The 17,098-nt window shown below is 72.9% G+C and carries 14 protein-coding genes; 13 read left to right on the top strand and 1 reads right to left on the bottom strand.

Features of this window, described 5'->3' with window-relative positions:
- The first annotated feature begins 12 nt into the window (after positions 1 to 12).
- The 10 genes from ACIQFY_RS02985 (at position 13) to ACIQFY_RS02940 (ending at position 12,872) form a co-directional block, all read left to right on the top strand.
- Positions 13 to 555 carry a hypothetical protein gene (locus ACIQFY_RS02985; RefSeq protein WP_066654534.1) on the top strand — a complete coding sequence of 181 codons (543 nt, stop codon included), beginning with the start codon at positions 13 to 15 and terminating at the stop codon, positions 553 to 555.
- A complete protein-coding gene (carA, locus tag ACIQFY_RS02980) occupies positions 555 to 1,784 on the top strand; it encodes a glutamine-hydrolyzing carbamoyl-phosphate synthase small subunit (RefSeq protein ID WP_400338200.1) in 1,230 nt (409 codons plus the stop codon). The genes ACIQFY_RS02985 and carA overlap by 1 nt, the downstream gene beginning before the upstream one ends.
- Positions 1,784 to 5,062, top strand: a complete 3,279-nt coding sequence (gene carB, locus ACIQFY_RS02975) for a carbamoyl-phosphate synthase large subunit (RefSeq protein ID WP_311205454.1) — start codon at positions 1,784 to 1,786, stop codon at positions 5,060 to 5,062. Before carA ends, carB begins: the two co-directional genes overlap by 1 nt.
- Complete coding sequence (gene pyrF / locus ACIQFY_RS02970) at positions 5,059 to 5,943, top strand: orotidine-5'-phosphate decarboxylase (protein WP_400338198.1); 885 nt, start codon at positions 5,059 to 5,061, stop codon at positions 5,941 to 5,943. Before carB ends, pyrF begins: the two co-directional genes overlap by 4 nt.
- Before the next feature lie 56 nt (positions 5,944 to 5,999).
- On the top strand, positions 6,000 to 6,893 hold the full coding sequence (gmk, locus tag ACIQFY_RS02965; RefSeq protein WP_400338397.1) for a guanylate kinase: 894 nt from the start codon (positions 6,000 to 6,002) through the stop codon (positions 6,891 to 6,893).
- A gap of 115 nt (positions 6,894 to 7,008) precedes the next feature.
- The gene (gene rpoZ, locus ACIQFY_RS02960) at positions 7,009 to 7,272 is read left to right on the top strand and encodes a DNA-directed RNA polymerase subunit omega (RefSeq protein ID WP_022906709.1); all 264 of its coding nucleotides are present in this window, start codon (positions 7,009 to 7,011) and stop codon (positions 7,270 to 7,272) included.
- A 5-nt stretch (positions 7,273 to 7,277) separates the two neighbouring features.
- The gene (metK, locus tag ACIQFY_RS02955; protein ID WP_400338196.1) at positions 7,278 to 8,492 is read left to right on the top strand and encodes a methionine adenosyltransferase; all 1,215 of its coding nucleotides are present in this window, start codon (positions 7,278 to 7,280) and stop codon (positions 8,490 to 8,492) included.
- Positions 8,493 to 8,499: 7 nt separating this feature from the next.
- Positions 8,500 to 10,482 carry a primosomal protein N' gene (locus ACIQFY_RS02950; protein ID WP_400338194.1) on the top strand — a complete coding sequence of 661 codons (1,983 nt, stop codon included), beginning with the start codon at positions 8,500 to 8,502 and terminating at the stop codon, positions 10,480 to 10,482.
- A gap of 156 nt (positions 10,483 to 10,638) precedes the next feature.
- A complete protein-coding gene (gene tdh, locus ACIQFY_RS02945; protein WP_400338192.1) occupies positions 10,639 to 11,691 on the top strand; it encodes an L-threonine 3-dehydrogenase in 1,053 nt (350 codons plus the stop codon).
- A complete protein-coding gene (locus ACIQFY_RS02940; protein ID WP_066654521.1) occupies positions 11,691 to 12,872 on the top strand; it encodes a glycine C-acetyltransferase in 1,182 nt (393 codons plus the stop codon). Before tdh ends, ACIQFY_RS02940 begins: the two co-directional genes overlap by 1 nt.
- 94 nt (positions 12,873 to 12,966) lie before the next feature.
- On the opposite strand, the gene ACIQFY_RS02935 is transcribed toward ACIQFY_RS02940, so the two are convergent.
- Positions 12,967 to 13,422, bottom strand: a complete 456-nt coding sequence (locus ACIQFY_RS02935; protein WP_174234689.1) for a DUF4383 domain-containing protein — start codon at positions 13,420 to 13,422, stop codon at positions 12,967 to 12,969.
- Positions 13,423 to 13,515: 93 nt separating this feature from the next.
- On the opposite strand from ACIQFY_RS02935, the gene ACIQFY_RS02930 reads away from it, so the two are divergent.
- The 3 genes from ACIQFY_RS02930 to ACIQFY_RS02920 all read left to right on the top strand — a co-directional run bounded on the left by ACIQFY_RS02930 (position 13,516) and on the right by ACIQFY_RS02920 (position 17,090).
- On the top strand, positions 13,516 to 14,451 hold the full coding sequence (locus tag ACIQFY_RS02930; RefSeq protein ID WP_400338190.1) for a methionyl-tRNA formyltransferase: 936 nt from the start codon (positions 13,516 to 13,518) through the stop codon (positions 14,449 to 14,451).
- Positions 14,448 to 16,031 carry an RsmB/NOP family class I SAM-dependent RNA methyltransferase gene (locus ACIQFY_RS02925; protein ID WP_400338188.1) on the top strand — a complete coding sequence of 528 codons (1,584 nt, stop codon included), beginning with the start codon at positions 14,448 to 14,450 and terminating at the stop codon, positions 16,029 to 16,031. Before ACIQFY_RS02930 ends, ACIQFY_RS02925 begins: the two co-directional genes overlap by 4 nt.
- A 183-nt stretch (positions 16,032 to 16,214) precedes the next feature.
- Entirely contained in the window at positions 16,215 to 17,090 is an 876-nt protein-coding gene (locus tag ACIQFY_RS02920; RefSeq protein WP_307810340.1) for an Abi family protein, read from the top strand.
- Positions 17,091 to 17,098 lie beyond the last annotated feature (8 nt).

Genomic DNA, 17,098 nt, shown 5'->3' with positions numbered 1-17,098 from the left:
GGCGGTGACACGATGAGCGGCGACGCACTGCGCTGGCTGACCGGAGCGGCGATCCTGCTCCTGGTGGCCGCGCTGTTCGTCGCGATGGCGCGCACCTGGCGGACCCGGACCCGCGCGCAGACGGCAGCCGTGCCTCCCGTCCCGGTCCCGACCGGGCTGGGACCGGCGGTCGGGTCGTGGGACGGGTTCACGGTCGCGACGACCCGCGCTGACGAGCCGCTCGAGCGGATCACGGCAGGCGGTCTCGGGTTCCGGGGCCGCGGCGGCGTGACCGTGCACGACACCGGCGTGGTCCTGCACCACGCCGGAGCCGAGGACCGGTGGATCGCCGCGACCGCCGTCCGCGGCGCCGACCGGGCCACCGCGGCCATCGACCGGGTGGTCGAACCCGGAGGACTGGTCCGTCTGCGATGGACGGCGACCGGCGCCGCAGCAGCGACGGACCTCGACACCTACTTCCGGTTCCCGGAGGGCGGCGCAGCAGCACTCGCCGCCCTGCAGGGACTGACGACGACGCACGAACACCCGCACACCGCGGGCGAAGGGACGAACTGATGACACGCGAACGGGCCGTACTGGTCCTCGAGGACGGCACCCGCTACGACGGACGGGCGTACGGCGCCCGAGGCCGATCCCTGGGAGAGGTCGTCTTCGCCACCGGCATGACCGGCTACCAGGAGACGCTGACCGACCCGTCCTACGCCGGACAGATCGTGGTGCAGACCGCGCCGCACATCGGCAACACCGGTGTCAACGACGAGGACCCCGAGTCCCGTCGCATCTGGGTCGCCGGGTACGTGGTGCGCGACCCCAGCCGCGTCGTGTCGAACCACCGCGCGAACGCGACGCTGGACGACCACCTGGTGCGCGACGGCATCGTCGGCATCTCCGGGATCGACACGCGCGCGCTCACCCGCCGGATCCGCGACGCCGGCGCCATGAAGGGCGGCGTGTTCAGCGGCGCCGACGCGGACCTGTCCGCCGAGGAGCAGCTCCGGGCCGTGCGCGAGCAGGCCGCGATGACCGGCGCGAGCTTCTCGTCGATCGTGTCGACCCCGGAGACCTACGTGGTCCCCGCCGTCGGCGAGCAGATCGGCCGGCTCGCCGTGCTCGACCTCGGCGTGAAGGCCTCGACCACCCGCTACCTCGCCGAGCGCGGGTTCGAGGTGCACGTCGTGCCGCAGGACATCACGTCCGAGGCGCTGCAGGAGCTCGACCCGGACGCGCTGTTCTACTCGAACGGCCCGGGTGACCCCGCCGCGAGCGACGCGCAGGTGTCCCTGCTGCAGGAGTCCCTGCGGACCGGCCGCCCGTTCTTCGGCATCTGCTTCGGCAACCAGCTCCTCGGTCGCGCGCTCGGCTTCGGCACGTACAAGCTGCCGTTCGGCCACCGCGGCATCAACCAGCCCGTGCTCGACACCGCCACCGGCAAGGTCGAGATCACGAGCCAGAACCACGGCTTCGCGGTCGACGCGCCCCTGGGCGAGGTCCTCGAGTCGCCGGCCGGGTTCGGGCGGGTCGAGGTCTCGCACTACTCCCTGAACGACGACGTGGTCGAGGGCCTCCGCGCGCTCGACGTGCCCGCGTTCAGCGTGCAGTACCACCCCGAGGCGGCGGCCGGCCCGCACGACTCCATGTACCTGTTCGACCGGTTCGCGGACCTGGTCCGTGCGCGACGCGACGGGGAGCCGCTCGACGCGGCGACCGCCACCGCCACGACCCCCGCAGCCGACCCGACGACCGACGCCGGCGCGTCGGCCGCGCAGAACGAAAGCAGCAACTGATGCCGAAGCGCGCAGACATCAACTCCGTCCTCGTCATCGGCTCGGGCCCGATCGTCATCGGTCAGGCCGCCGAGTTCGACTACTCCGGCACCCAGGCGTGCCGCGTGCTCCGCGCCGAGGGCGTCCGGGTCATCCTCGTCAACCCGAACCCGGCGACGATCATGACCGACCCGGACTTCGCCGACGCGACGTACATCGAGCCGATCACCAGCGCCTCGCTCGAGGAGATCATCAAGATCGAGCGTCCGGACGCGGTCCTGCCGACGCTCGGCGGCCAGACGGCGCTCAACGCCGCGATCAAGCTCGACGCCGAGGGCATCCTCGCGAAGTACGACGTCGAGCTCATCGGTGCCAAGGTCGACGCGATCCAGCGCGGTGAGGACCGGCAGCTCTTCAAGGAGCTCGTGCTCGAGTCCGGTGCCGACGTGGCCCGCAGCCACATCGCGCACACCCTGGACGAGGCGAAGGCGTTCGCGCAGGACCTCGGCTACCCGCTCGTCGTCCGGCCGTCCTTCACCATGGGCGGTCTCGGCTCCGGCTTCGCGTACAACGAGGAGGAGCTCGTCCGCTTCGTCGGCGACGGCCTGCAGTCCAGCCCGACCACCGAGGTGCTCCTCGAGGAGTCCATCCTCGGTTGGAAGGAGTACGAGCTCGAGCTCATGCGGGACAACTTCGACAACACGGTCGTGATCTGCTCGATCGAGAACGTCGACCCGGTGGGCGTGCACACGGGCGACTCGATCACCGTCGCCCCCGCGCTGACGCTGACCGACCGCGAGTACCAGAACATGCGGAACATCGGCATCGACATCATCCGTCGCGTCGGTGTCGACACCGGTGGCTGCAACATCCAGTTCGCGGTCGACCCGTCGAACGGGCGCCTGATCGTCATCGAGATGAACCCGCGTGTCTCCCGCTCGTCCGCGCTCGCGTCGAAGGCGACCGGCTTCCCGATCGCGAAGATCGCCGCGAAGCTCGCGATCGGGTACCGTCTCGACGAGATCGAGAACGACATCACCCGTGTGACGCCGGCGAGCTTCGAGCCGACGCTCGACTACGTCGTCGTGAAGACCCCGCGGTTCGCGTTCGAGAAGTTCCCGGCGGCCGACGCCACGCTCACCACGACCATGAAGAGCGTCGGCGAGGCGATGGCCATCGGCCGCAACTACGCAACGGCGCTGCAGAAGTCCCTGCGGAGCCTCGAGAAGCGCGGGTCGAGCTTCCACTGGGACACCCCGGCGGCCGAGCTCGACAAGGACGCGCTGCTGTCGAAGGCCCAGGTGCCGACCGACGGTCGCATCGTCACGGTGCAGCAGGCCCTGGTCGCCGGCGCCACCGCGGACGAGGTGTTCGAGGCCACGAAGATCGACCCGTGGTTCATCGACCAGATCGTCCTCATCAACGAGGTCGCCGACGAGGTGCGTGCGGCGGAGACGCTCGACGCGGACACCCTGCGCTGGGCGAAGGAGCACGGCTTCAGCGACGCCCAGATCGCGTCCCTGCGCGGCATCTCCGAGCAGGAGGCACGCGACGCCCGTCACGCGCTCGGAATCCGCCCGGTCTTCAAGACGGTGGACACCTGCGCCGGTGAGTTCCCGGCCCTCACGCCGTACCACTACTCGTCGTACGACGCGGAGACCGAGGTCGCCCCGAGCGACCGGAAGAAGGTCGTCATCCTCGGCTCCGGCCCGAACCGCATCGGTCAGGGCGTCGAGTTCGACTACTCGTGCGTGCACGCCTCGTTCGCACTGAGCGACGCCGGCTACGAGACGATCATGATCAACTGCAACCCCGAGACGGTCTCCACCGACTACGACACCTCGGACCGGCTCTACTTCGAGCCGCTCACCACCGAGGACGTCCTCGAGGTCATCGAGGCCGAGGCGGCCTCCGGTGAGCTCGTCGGCGTCGTCGTCCAGCTCGGCGGGCAGACCGCCCTCGGCCTGGCGAAGCCCCTCGAGGCCGCCGGCATCCCGATCCTCGGCACGACCCCGAGCGCGATCGACTCCGCCGAGGAGCGTGGCCAGTTCGCCGCGATCCTCGAGCAGGCCGGGCTGCTCGCACCGCGGAACGGCACGGCCCACGACCTCGCGAGCGCGACCGCGGTCGCCGAGGAGATCGGGTACCCGGTCCTCGTCCGCCCGTCCTTCGTGCTCGGCGGACGCGGCATGGAGATCGTCTACGACCCGGCTGCCCTGGCGGACTACTTCGACCGGATGGCCGACCAGGCGATCATCGGTCCGGACCTGCCGCTGCTGGTCGACCGGTTCCTCGACGACGCGGTGGAGATCGACGTCGACGCGCTCTTCGACGGCGAGCGGCTCTACGTCGGCGGCATCATGGAGCACATCGAGGAGGCCGGCATCCACTCCGGCGACTCGGCCTGCACCCTGCCGCCGGTCGGACTCGGCAAGGCGGAGATCCGCGGCGTGGTCGAGGCCACCGAGAAGATCGCCCGCGGCATCGGCGTGCAGGGCCTGCTCAACGTGCAGTTCGCGATCGGTGCGGGCGTGCTCTACGTCCTCGAGGCGAACCCGCGCGCCAGCCGCACGGTCCCGTTCGTGTCGAAGGCACTCGGCATCCCGCTCGCCAAGGCGGCCTCCCGCGTGATGACCGGCACCTCGATCGACGCGCTCGTCGCCGAGGGGATGCTGCCGGAGCGGGACGGCTCCTCGGTGCCGCCGCAGGCACCGGTCGCCGTCAAGGAGGCCGTGCTGCCCTTCCGCCGCTTCCGCACTCACGACGGCCAGGTCGTCGACTCGGTGCTCAGCCCCGAGATGCGCTCCACGGGCGAGGTGATGGGCATCGACCGCGACTTCCCGCGGGCGTTCCTCAAGTCGCAGGACGCCGCGTACGGCGGCCTGCCGACGAGCGGCACGGTCTTCGTGAGCGTCGCGGACACCGACAAGCGCCAGGTCGTCCTGCCCGTGCACCGCCTGCAGCAGCTCGGCTTCACGATCACCGCGACCGAGGGGACCGCCGAGGTCCTGCGCCGCAACGGCATCGAGGTCACCCTGGTCGGCAAGTACAGCGAGGGCGGTGAGAGCGTGGTCGACCTGCTCGCCCGCGACGCGGTCGACATCGTCATCAACACGCCCTCCGGCGCCGCCGGTCGTGCGGACGGCTACGAGATCCGTGCGGCCACGGTCGCCGCGGACAAGCCGCTCTTCACGACGATCGCGCAGCTCGGTGCGGCCGTCGCCGCGATCGAGACGATCGGCACCCCGCTCAGCGCCCGCAGCCTGCAGGACTACGCGCTCGAGCGCGCGACCTGGTGAGCGACGGACGGACGGGAGGCCCGGCCTCCTTCGGTGTCCGCCTCGCCGCCGCCGTGGGGGAGCGTTCCCCCCTGTGCGTCGGCATCGACCCCCACGCCGCCACCCTGGCGGCGTGGGGGCTCGGCCGCGACGAGCAGGGCCTCACCGCCTTCGGCGCGACCCTGGTCGACGCGGCCGCCGGCCGCGCCGCGATCGTGAAGCCGCAGATCGCCTTCTTCGAGGCGGCCGGGGTCCCCGGCTACCGCGCGCTCGACGCGACCCTGCGTCGGGCACGCGATGCGGGCCTCCTGGTCGTCGCCGACGTGAAGCGGGGCGACATCGGCTCGACCGGCGACGACTACGCGCTCGCGTGGCTCGACCGCGACGGGCCGTTCCGGGCGGACGCGATGACGGTCTCGCCGTACCTCGGGTACGGGTCCCTCGCCGGCACGGTCGACGTCGCCCGACGGAACGGTGCGGGCGTCTTCGTGCTCGCGGCGACGAGCAACCCGGAGGCGCGCGTGCTCCAGACGGCCGTGCTCACCGAGGGGCCGCGTGCCGGACGGTCCGTCGCTGCCGGTATCGTCCTTGCTGTGGCAGACGACAACCGGACCGGCGGCGAGCAGCCGCTCGGGGACGTCGGGCTCGTGCTCGGCGCCACCCTCGACCTCGACGACTTCGGCATCGACGCGGGCGCCATCGGCAACGCGCCGGTGCTCGCCCCGGGCTTCGGTGCCCAGGGTGCCCGGATCGAGGACCTGCGCGCCCGGTACGGTGCGCGGGCCGAGCAGGTCCTGGTGAACGAGTCGCGCGGGTTGCTGACCGACGGCCCGGACGGGGTCGCCGCGCTGGTGCAGGACCGCGTGGACCGCATCCACGCCGCACTCGGGGCCGCCGCGTGACGGACCAGACGCCCACGGACCAGACGCCCGGCTCCGGGACCCCGGACCGCAGCGACCTGCCCGCGCACCGCAACCCGCCGGAGGTCGACCGCGTCGCCGCCGCCCGCGCGGCAGTCGCCGCTCGGCGCGCCCGTGCTGCCGTCAAGGCGCAGGTGGCGTCGGGGGAGCGCAGCGCCCTCGAGGTCGCTCGCGCCGCGTGGTCCGACGCGGACCTGCCCGCCGAGAAGTCGCTGCGCGTGCGCGACCTGCTCACGAGCATGTCCGGGATCGGCCCGGCGCGTGCCGAGGCCGTGATGGGGGAGCTCCGCATCGCCCCGTCGAAGCGGCTCGGCGGGCTCGGCACCCGGCAGCGCACGGCCCTGGCCGACTGGCTCGCCGCCCGCGGCCGGAAGCGCGGTGCGTCGAAGCTCGTCGTGCTGGCCGGACCGACCGCCGTCGGCAAGGGCACCGTGAGCGCGCACATCCGCGAGCACTTCCCCGACGTGGACCTCAGCGTGTCGGCGACGACCCGGAAGCCCCGCCCGGGCGAGGTCGACGGCGTGCACTACTACTTCGTGGACGACGCCGAGTTCGACCGGATGATCCGGGACCGCGAGCTGCTCGAGTGGGCCGTGGTGCACAACTCCTACCGGTACGGCACGCCACGGCCGCCGATCGACCGCGCGCTCGACGCCGGCGACAAGGTGCTGCTCGAGATCGACCTGCAGGGTGCTCGGCAGGTCCGCGACGCCATGCCCGAGGCCGTGCTCGTGTTCCTGCTGCCGCCGACGTGGGAGGAACTCGTCCGGCGGCTCATCGGTCGCGGGACCGAGTCCGCCGAGGAACAGGCACGCCGACTCGAGACCGCGAAGGTCGAACTGGCCGCGCAGGACGAGTTCGACGTGCGCATCGTGAACTCGGATGTCGGCACCGCGGCACGCGAGGTCGTAGACTTGTTCTCTGCGCCCTGACACGGCGCACCCGCGCGCGCCTCCTCGGCGTCGCGCCCGCGCAGCCCGACCGCGGTCGGGCGGTCCGATCCGGTCGGACCCGCGCCCCACGCACCCGCAGCCGACAGGAGACACCATGGCCAACCCCCAGGGCATCATCGACCCGCCCATCGACGACCTGCTCGCCAAGGTGGAGTCGAAGTACGCGCTCGTCATCTTCGCCTCGAAGCGCGCCCGTCAGATCAACGACTACTACGCCGACCTGCACGAGGGGTCGCTGTTCGACAACGTCGGTCCGCTCGTCGACTCCACGATCGACGACAAGCCGCTGTCCGTTGCTCTGCACGAGATCAACGAGGACAAGCTGACCGTCACCAAGCAGCAGCAGCCCACCGACTGACCCCGGTGAGCGGCACCAACCTGCGCCTCTTCACGTCCGAGTCGGTGACGGAGGGGCACCCCGACAAGATCTGCGACCAGATCTCGGACACGATCCTCGACGCGCTGCTCGCGGTCGACCCGCACGCGCGCGTCGCCGTGGAGACGATGGTCACCACCGGGCTCGTGCACGTCGCGGGCGAGGTCACCACGTCCGGCTACGTCGAGATCCCGAAGCTGGTCCGCGACGTCATCACGGGCATCGGGTACAACTCGTCCGAGGTCTCCTTCGACGGCCGCACCTGCGGTGTCGAGGTGTCGATCGGTGCGCAGTCGCCGGACATCGCCCAGGGCGTCGACGAGTCGCTCGACAGCCGGTCCGGTGCGGGCATCGACGAGCTCGACCGCCAGGGCGCCGGCGACCAGGGCATCATGTTCGGCTTCGCGACGAACGAGACGCCCGAGTACATGCCCGTCGCGATCTGGCTCGCGCACCGCCTGGCGGAGCGGCTGGCCGAGGTCCGCAAGAGCGGGCAGCTCGACTACCTCCGCCCGGACGGCAAGACCCAGGTCACCGTCGGCTACGACGGCGTCGTGCCGAAGACCGTCGAGACGGTGGTGCTCTCCACGCAGCACTCGCCCGCGGTCACGCTCGACGAGCTCACCGCGCAGATCACGGAGCACGTCATCCGTCCGGTGCTCGACCTGGTCGACCTCGACTCGTCGCACGTCGACGTGATCGTGAACCCGACCGGTCGCTTCGAGATCGGCGGCCCGCAGGGCGACGCCGGACTCACCGGACGCAAGGTCATCGTCGACACGTACGGCGGGGCCTCCCGCCACGGTGGCGGCGCGTTCAGCGGCAAGGACCCGTCGAAGGTCGACCGCTCGGCCGCCTACGCGCTCCGCTGGGTCGCGAAGAACGCCGTCGCCGCGGGGCTCGCGGACCGGCTCGAGGTCCAGGTCGCCTACGCGATCGGCCGCGCGAAGCCCGTCGGTCTGTACGTCGAGTCGTTCGGCACCGGACACGTCGACGACGCCACGATCGAGGCCGCCATCACCGAGGTGTTCGACCTGCGTCCCGCCGCGATCATCCGCGACCTCGACCTGCTCAAGCCCCGGTACGCCCAGACCGCGGCGTACGGCCACTTCGGCCGCGAGCTGCCGGGCTTCACCTGGGAGCAGCTCGACCGCGTCGAGGAGCTCCGCGCCGCAGCAGGACTCGTCACCGCCGCCGTCTAGGCGCCGTGTGACCACCGTCGCGCGCGTCGTCCTCGACTCGCCGCTCCCGCAGTTGGACCGTCTGTTCGACTACCGGGTGCCGGCCGAGCTCGAGGACGACTGCGTGCCGGGGGTCCGGGTCAAGGTGCCGCTGCGCACCGGCGCCCGGATGTCCGACGCGTACGTCGTCGAGGTCGTCTCCGAGGGAGACTGGCCGGGGGCGCTCAGTCCCGTCGAACAGGTCGTGTCACCGGTGCCCGTGCTGGCCCCGGAGATCTGGACGCTCGCGCGTGCCGTCGCCGACCGCGCCGCCGGTGTCGCCTCCGACGTGCTCCGGCTCGCCGTGCCGACCCGTCAGGTCCGTGCCGAGAAGGCCTGGCTCGCCCGCGACACCTCGTGGTCACCGCCGACAGTCGAGCCGACCCCGGTGACGGGCTACGCCGAGGGCGTCCTGGAGGCCCTGCTCGCCGACCACGGACGGGCTGCGGTCGACGCCGTGCCCCACCCCGTCGACCTCGGGACCGCCGATGACCCCGTGTGGGTGCCCGGCTGGGCCGCGACGCTCGCACAGGCGGCGTCGCACGTCGTCGCCCGCGAGCAGTCGGCCGTGCTCGCGGTCCCGGACTTCCGCGACGTCACGGACCTCGAACGCGCGCTCCTCGCGGTGCTCCCGCCGGAGCGCGTCGTCCGGTTCGACGCCAAGCAGACGAACGGGCAGCGTGCGAAGGCGCTGCTGCAGGCGCGGACGCACGCCGTCGTGGCGATCGGCAACCGGACCGCGGCGTTCGCACCGGCGTCCGAGCTCGGGCTCGTGGCGATGTGGGACGACGGCGACGCGTCCTTCGTCGAGCCCCGGGCCCCGTACGTGCACACGCGCGACGTCGCCCTCGTGCGGACCGCGCAGTCCGGCGCCGCACTCCTCTTCGTCGCGCACGCCAGGTCGACCGACGTCCAGCGGCTCGTCGAGCTGCACTGGCTCCAGGAGCTCGCGCCGTACCGGGTACCGACGCCGAAGGTGATCCCGACCGCGCAGCAGGCGGGTGCCGAGGGCTTCGCGGCCCAGGCCCGCATCCCCAGCACGGCGTGGCGCGCCGCGCGGGAGGCCAGCCAGCACGGGCCCGTCCTCGTGCAGGTCGCCAACCCGGGCTTCGGCACCGGGCTGGTCTGCGCCGACTGCGGGGAACGCGCGCACTGCCGGGTGTGCGGCGGCCCCCTGGGGAGCCCGCACCGGAACGCGACCCCGCAGTGCCGGTTCTGCGGTGCCCTCGCCGTGGGGTTCCGGTGCCCGACGTGCGGCGGCGGGCGGCTCAAGCCCGTCGGGCAGGGGGCCCAGCGGACCGCCGACGAGCTCGGCCGGGCGTTCCCCGGCACCCGGATCGTGGTGGCGGACGGTTCCCGACCGCTCGACGAGGTCCCCGCCCGCCCCGCGGTCGTCGTCGCCACACGCGGCGCGGAGCCGAGCGCGCCGGGCGGGTACGCGTGCGTACTGCTGCTCGACGGCGAACGGCTCCTGGCCCGCGAGGGCCTCCGGGTGCAGGAGGACGTGCTCCGCTTCTGGACGAACGCCGCTGCCAAGGGCGCACCCGGCGCCGAGGTGTACCTCGTCGGCATCGGCGGCAAGCTCGCCACGGCGATGGCCCTCTGGCGGCTCGACGGGCCGGCGCACGACGAGCTCGTCGACCGACGGGCCCTGCACTTCCCGCCGGCCGTCCGGGTGGCGACGCTCACCGGTACGGACGAGGCGGTGACCGAGGCGGTCGAGGCCCTCGGTGACGCGGTGGTCGGGGCGGTGCTCGGGCCGGTTCCGGTACCCGACGACCCGGTGCCCGGGACGGTCCGTGCGATCGTGCGCTTCGCCTACGCGCACGGGGCCGAGGTCGCGGCGACGCTCAAGGCCGAGGTCATCCGCCGTTCGTCGACGCGCCGGGTGCTCCCGGGCGGCAACCGACGTCGCGCGGCGCCGACCCTGCGCGTGCGACTCGACGACGCCGAGCCGTTCACCGAGGTCTGACCCGCCGCGGACGCGCTCACGCGGACGAGGTGCCACGACGCGCCGGGCGCGCACCGAGCCTCCCGTCCGTCCGGACGGTGTGCCAGGCTGGTCGGTGGTGGCCACGAGCCGCCGACGACCACACCACACGCACGACGGAGTGACGAGGTGACGCCGATGCGGGCGCTCTGGAAGCCGGACGCCGGTCCGGGACTGATCATGACCGACCGGCCGGTGCCGGTCCCGACCGAGGACGAGGTCCTCGTCCGCGTGCTGCGGACCGGGATCTGCGGGACCGACCTGCACATCGAGCGGTGGGACGACTGGGCCGCATCGGCCGTGACCGCGCCGCTCGTGCCCGGCCACGAGTTCTCCGGCGAGGTCGTCGAGGTCGGCGCCGCCGTGCGCGACGTCGCCGTCGGCGACCTCGTGTCCGGCGAGGGGCACGTCGTCTGCGGCACCTGCCGGAACTGTCGCGCCGGGCGTCGGCAGATGTGCATCCGCACGAAGGGCCTCGGCGTGCAGCGCGACGGCGCGTTCGCGGAGTACCTGACGCTGCCGGGCACGAACGTGTGGGTCCACCACGGTCCCGTCGAACCCGAGGTGGGCGCACTCTTCGACCCGCTCGGCAACGCGGTGCACACCGCGCTCGCGTTCCCCCTGGTCGGCGAGGACGTGCTGGTCACCGGGTGCGGACCGATCGGCCTCATGGCGATCGCGGTGGCCCGACACGCCGGTGCGCGGTTCGTCGTCGGGACGGACGTCAGCACGGAGCGGCTGCGCCTCGCGGAGGGCATGGGCGCCGACCTCGGGGTGGACGTGCGTCACGACGGGGCGGCCACGGTCCGTGCGGCTCAGGAGCGGCTCGGCATGCGCGAGGGCTTCGACGTCGGCTTCGAGATGTCCGGCGCCCCGACCGCACTGCCCGCGATGGTCGAGAACATGAACCACGGGGGGCGGATCGCGATGCTCGGGCTGCCGAGCGGCCCGATCGCGGTGGACTGGGCCAAGGTCGTCACGCACATGCTCACGGTGAAGGGCATCTACGGCCGTGAGATGTACGAGACGTGGCAGGCGATGAGCTCGATGCTCGCCACGAGTGCGCTCCTGCGCGAGCGCATCGGCTCGATCGTGTCGGCGTGCCACCCGGCGCGCGACTGGGAGGCAGCGTTCGCCGCGGCGGCGAGCGCGGACGGCGGCAAGGTCGTCATCGACTGGACGGAGACCTGATGTACGGCGCGATCAAGGACCACCTGGCGACGGAGCTCGCCGGGATCGAGGCCGCGGGGCTGACGAAGCGCGAGCGTGGCATCGCCGGTCCGCAGCGGGCGGCGATCGCGGCGGACGGCACCGACCTGCTCAACTTCTGTGCGAACAACTACCTCGGGCTCGCGGACTCGACCGACCTCGTCGACGCGGCGAAGGACGCCCTCGACCGCTGGGGCTACGGGGTGGCGAGCGTGCGGTTCATCTGTGGCACGCAGGACCTGCACCTCGACCTCGAGCGTCGGGTCGCCGGCTTCCTCGGCACCGAGGCCGCGATCCTGTACTCGTCGTGCTTCGACGCGAACGGTGGGCTGTTCGAGGTGCTGCTCGGCCCGGAGGACGCGATCATCTCCGACGAGCTCAACCACGCGTCGATCATCGACGGCATCCGGCTCTCGAAGGCGCAGCGGTTCCGGTACCGCAACCGCGACACGGCCGACCTGGAGGCGCAGCTCGCCGCCGCATCGTCGGCCCGGTTCCGCGCGGTGGTCACCGACGGCGTCTTCTCCATGGACGGCTCGATCGCGCCGCTCGCCGAGATCTGCGACCTCGCCGAGCGGTACGACGCACTCGTCATCGTCGACGACTCGCACGCCGTCGGGTTCGTCGGCGAGCACGGGCGGGGCACCCCCGAGCTGTGCGGCGTCGCGGACCGCGTCGACGTCTACACCGGCACGTTCGGCAAGGCGCTCGGCGGGGCGTCCGGCGGGTACGTGGCCTCGCGCCGGGAGATCGTCGACCTGCTGCGGCAGCGCTCACGCCCGTACCTGTTCTCGAACTCGCTCGCGCCGGTGATCGCGGCGGGGACCGTCGCGGCGCTCGACCTCGTCGAACGGTCGGACGACGCCCGCGCCCGGCTCGCAGCCAACGCCAGGACGTTCCGGACGCTCATGTCGGACGCGGGCTTCGAGCTGCTGCCGGGGGAGCACCCGATCGTGCCCGTGATGTTCCACGAGGCCGGCCGCACCGCGCGGATCGCGGACGAGATGCAGGCGCGGGGCGTCTACGTGACGGCGTTCAGCTACCCGGTGGTGCCGCAGGGGAGAGCCCGGATCCGGGTGCAGCTCTCCGCGGCGCACACCGAGGAGCAGGTGCGCCGCTGCGTGGACGCCTTCGTCGGGGCCCGCGCCGCCGTCGACGCCTGACGACCTCCCGCGGAACGCAACGACGGCGGCCGCTCGCAGGGGAGTACCGCTGCGCGGAGCCGCCGACGTTGCGTGTTGCGGGTGCGAGCCCGGGTCAGGCGCCGACCGGACGGCGGCGCTCCCGCGGGAAGACGACGCCGAGCGCGACCATGCCGATCGCGAGCACCAGGTGCAGCCAGTTGTCCGCCCAGTTGAGCGGGACGAAGTTCGCGCCGGACATCGTGCCCGCCGTGAACAGGCCGTAGACCCACAGCACGAAGTAGACGACGCCGCCGATCACGAGGTACATCCGCGACCCCGTCGCCCGGTTCGCCGCGAGGAGGCCGACGACGCCGAACAGCAGGTGCACGATGTTGTGCAGGACCGACACCTGGAAGATCCCGAGCAGCATCGCCATCGAGTGGTGCCCGGCACCGCCGAGGTCGCCGGAGGTCAGCCCCGGCACGAACCCGGCGATCCCGACGAGCAGGAACACGATGCCGACGACGAGCGCGACCTTCTGGATCGACGAGCCGGCGTAGCGGTTGGTGGAGGTGGTGACGTCACTCATGGTCCGGACGTTACCCAGCCCGCTCGCAGTCCGTTCCCGGCCGGCAGCGTCCCGCGCGCGTCGGACACCGTCGGCCGTGGGACGATGGACCCCATGCGTCTCGTCGTCGCCGGCAGCCCCGCTGCGGCCGTCCCCACCCTCCGACGTCTCGCCGCCTCCGACCACGAGATCGCGGCCGTCCTCACCCGACCCCCGACACCCCAGGGTCGGAAGCGTGTCCTCACGCCGACCCCGGTGGCGCAGGTCGCCGAGGAGCTCGGACTGCCCGTCATCGAGGCCACCCGGGTGGACGACGCCGTCACCGCGCAGCTGGTCGAACTGCAGGCCGACCTCGGCGTCATCGTCGCGTACGGTGCGCTCCTCCGTCGTCCCGCCCTGGACGCTCCACGTCTCGGCTGGGTCAACCTGCACTTCTCCGAGCTGCCGGCGTACCGCGGCGCCGCACCCGTCCAGCGTGCCGTGATGGCGGGCGACACCCGGACCGCCGCGACCGTCTTCCAGCTCGTCGAGGCGCTCGACGCCGGTCCCGTGTACGCCGCCGACCCGTTCACGATCGACCCGGACGCCACCAGCGGCGAGGTCCTCGCCGCGATGGCCGAGACCGGAGCGGACACCGTCCTGCGGGTCGTCGACGCCCTGGCCGACGGCAGCGCGGTCGCCAGCGAGCAGTCCGGGACGGTGACCCTCGCCCCGAAGCCGACCGCCGACGACGCGCACGTCGCCTTCACGGAGCCGGCCGTGGCCGTCCGTGCCCGCGTCCGCGGTGTGACGCCCGAGCCCGGCGCGTTCGCCCACCTCGGCGAGACGCGGGTGAAGCTGCTCCGCAGCGCGCTCCTGCCGGGAGGCGCGGCCTCCTCCGCCCCGCACCTCGCGCCCGGTGCGCTCGCACTGGTCGACGGACGACTCCTCGTCGGCACGGCCGACGTCCCGCTCGTGCTCACCGAGGTCCAGCCCGCCGGCAAGAAGGCGATGGACGGCGCCGCGTGGGCACGCGGCCTCGGCTCGCTCGAGGGCGTGGTGCTCTCGTGAGCGCGGCGCAGCAGTCCTCCCGGCAGTCGCGCGGCGACCGACGCCCCCGTCCGACCAGCGCCAGGCGGGTCGCGTTCGACGTGCTCCGCGCGGTGCAGGTCGACGACGCCTACGCCAACCTGCTCCTGCCCACGCGCATCCGTCGCGCCGGTCTGTCCGCCCGCGACGCCGCCTTCGCCACCGAGCTCACCTACGGGTCGATCCGCATGCTCGGCCGCTACGACGCGATCGTCGGGGTCGCATCCGGTCGCCGGGTCGACAACATCGAGTCCGACGTGCTCGACGTGATGCGCCTCGGCGTGCACCAGCTGCTCGGCATGCGCACACCAACGCACGCGGCGGTCTCGGCGACCGTGGAGCTCGCACGCGAGGTCGGCGCCCGCCGGGCCACCGGCTTCGTCAACGCGGTCCTGCGCAAGGTCGCCGCGAAGACCGACGACGAGTGGGACGCCCTGGTCACCGAGGGTCGGAGCGGCGACGCGCTGCTGGCCACCCGCTGGTCGCACCCGTCGTGGGTGGTCGCCGCACTCCGTGACGCCCTGGCGGCCGAGCGGTCGCGGGACGAGCTCGCTGCCCTGCTCGCGGCCGACAACGTCGCGCCCCGCGTGCAGCTCGTCGCGCTGCCCGGGCTCGCCACCGACGAGGACGTCCGCACCGCGACGGCGACCGCTGCCGAGGACGGATCCGGAGCGGACGGCGGGCCCGAAGCCGACGGCGGGGACGGAGCCGACGGCGGGGCCGGAGCCGACGAGCAGCCCCGCACCGACGACGGAGCCGGAGCCGACGACGAGACCGGCACCGCGCCTCCCGGCCGGGTCGCCGGGGCCGACGCCGGCCCGGTGTCCCCGGTCGGCATCCGCGGGACGACCGGCGACCCCGCACGGGTCCCCGGTGTCGCCGCCGGTCGGCTCCGGGTGCAGGACGAGGGGTCGCAGCTCGCGGCCCTCGCCCTCACGCGGTCGTCCGCCGTCCGTCCGGGGGAGCGGTGGCTCGACATGTGCGCCGGGCCCGGGGGCAAGGCCGCGCTCCTCGCCGCCGAGGCCGCCCAGGGCGGAGCGTCCCTGGTCGCCAACGAGCTCGTGCCCGCCCGCGCCGGACTCGTGCGCAAGGCCCTGTCCACCGTGGCGGGTGACGACACCGTCACGGTCGTCGAGGGCGACGGACGGCGCTTCGGCAAGCCGGGCGACGAGCTGTTCGACCGGATCCTGCTCGATGCTCCGTGCACGGGCCTCGGCGCGCTCCGTCGGCGTCCCGAGGCGCGGTGGCGCAAGCAGCCCGAGGACGTCCCCGAGCTCGCGGCGCTGCAGGCCGAGCTGCTCGATGCGGCGGTCCGTGCACTCGCACCGGGTGGCACGCTCGCGTACGTCACGTGCTCGCCGCACCTGGCCGAGACGCGCGGGCAGGTCGACGCACTGCTCGAGCGGCACGGCGCCGTGCTCGAGCAGCTCGACACCGCCGGCGTGGTCCGGTCGGTGGCGGCTCGGGACCCGCAGGTCGCCGACGGTCCGACGGCGCAGCTCTGGCCGCACCGGACCGGAACCGACGCGATGTTCGTCGCGCTCTTCCGCCGTCGCCCCTGACCCCTTCCGCAACACGCAACCTCGGCGTCTGCTCGCGGGTTGTCGGCCCAGGAACGATCTGATATGTTGGAGGAACACGACCGGTTCCGCCTGCGAGAGCAGGTCCAGGGCCGGTCCTCTTCGTTCTCGGCCCGGGGGAGGCCTGCTGTGGAACCCAAGCCGTTCCGGCCGTACCGAGAGCAGGTGGCACTCCTGCGAGGACGTGGGATGCACGTGCCCGACGAGGACGCCGCCGTCCGCGAACTGCGCCTCGTCAACTACTACCGGCTGAGTGGCTACTGGTACGCGTTCCGCGAGACCACGGGCGGTGCGCGGGGTGATCGCTTCCGCCCGGGGACCCACCTCGAGGACGTCCTCGCGCTCCACCGTTTCGACGAGCGTCTGCGGACGACGGTGTTCGACGCCCTCGCTCCGGTCGAGCTCGCACTGAGAGCCGCGCTGGGGCACGCACTCGGGCGGCTCCACCCGAGCGCCCATCTGCGTCCCGATCTGCTCGGTCCGCTGGCACGCGCCGGCGACGGCCACCGCAACTGGCTGGAGCGGCACCGCGGTGAGGTCGCCAGGAGCCGGGAGGAGTTCGTCGAGCACCACCGGTCCGGGTACGGGGGAGTCCTGCCGGTGTGGGCCGCGGTCGAGGTGATGGACTGGGGGACGGTCTCGAGGCTGCTCGGCTTCGCGCCGCCGAGCGTCCAGACCGAGGTGAGCGGACGGTTCGGTCTCCGAGCACCGCAGCTGACCTCGTGGTTGCGCGCGCTCAACGTGGTGCGCAACGCATGTGCCCACCACGGACGCCTGTTCAACCGCGCGTACGCCATCCGACCGAAGCTGCCCCCGGTCGGCGCCGACCCTTCGTTGGACACCGCACGCGCATCGATGAACCGCACGTACGGGCAGCTCACCCTGGTGCAGTACCTCCGTGTCCGGAGCGGACTGGGGACCGCGACGCAGCTCACCGGTGTCCTGCGCGAGTTCCCGACCGTGCCGCTCGTCCCGTTCTCCGACACGGGAGCCCCGCTGGAGTGGGAGACTGCCGTCTGGACGGGCAGCGGCGCTCGGTAGGGTTGCCG

This window comes from Curtobacterium sp. NPDC092190 (assembly GCF_044755625.1).
Lineage (GTDB): Bacteria > Actinomycetota > Actinomycetes > Actinomycetales > Microbacteriaceae > Curtobacterium.
Note: the sequence above shows the minus strand (reverse complement) of the source record. Positions and strands in the feature narration are given on the sequence as shown.

Coding starts and splice junctions, on each gene's coding strand:
- rpoZ (WP_022906709.1), top strand. CDS start 7,009: ATGGCCAACCCCCAGGGCATCATCGACCCGCCCATCGACGACCTGCTC.
- carB (WP_311205454.1), top strand. CDS start 1,784: ATGCCGAAGCGCGCAGACATCAACTCCGTCCTCGTCATCGGCTCGGGC.
- ACIQFY_RS02985 (WP_066654534.1), top strand. CDS start 13: ATGAGCGGCGACGCACTGCGCTGGCTGACCGGAGCGGCGATCCTGCTC.
- tdh (WP_400338192.1), top strand. CDS start 10,639: ATGCGGGCGCTCTGGAAGCCGGACGCCGGTCCGGGACTGATCATGACC.
- ACIQFY_RS02940 (WP_066654521.1), top strand. CDS start 11,691: ATGTACGGCGCGATCAAGGACCACCTGGCGACGGAGCTCGCCGGGATC.
- carA (WP_400338200.1), top strand. CDS start 555: ATGACACGCGAACGGGCCGTACTGGTCCTCGAGGACGGCACCCGCTAC.
- ACIQFY_RS02930 (WP_400338190.1), top strand. CDS start 13,516: ATGCGTCTCGTCGTCGCCGGCAGCCCCGCTGCGGCCGTCCCCACCCTC.
- ACIQFY_RS02935 (WP_174234689.1), bottom strand. CDS start 13,422: ATGAGTGACGTCACCACCTCCACCAACCGCTACGCCGGCTCGTCGATC.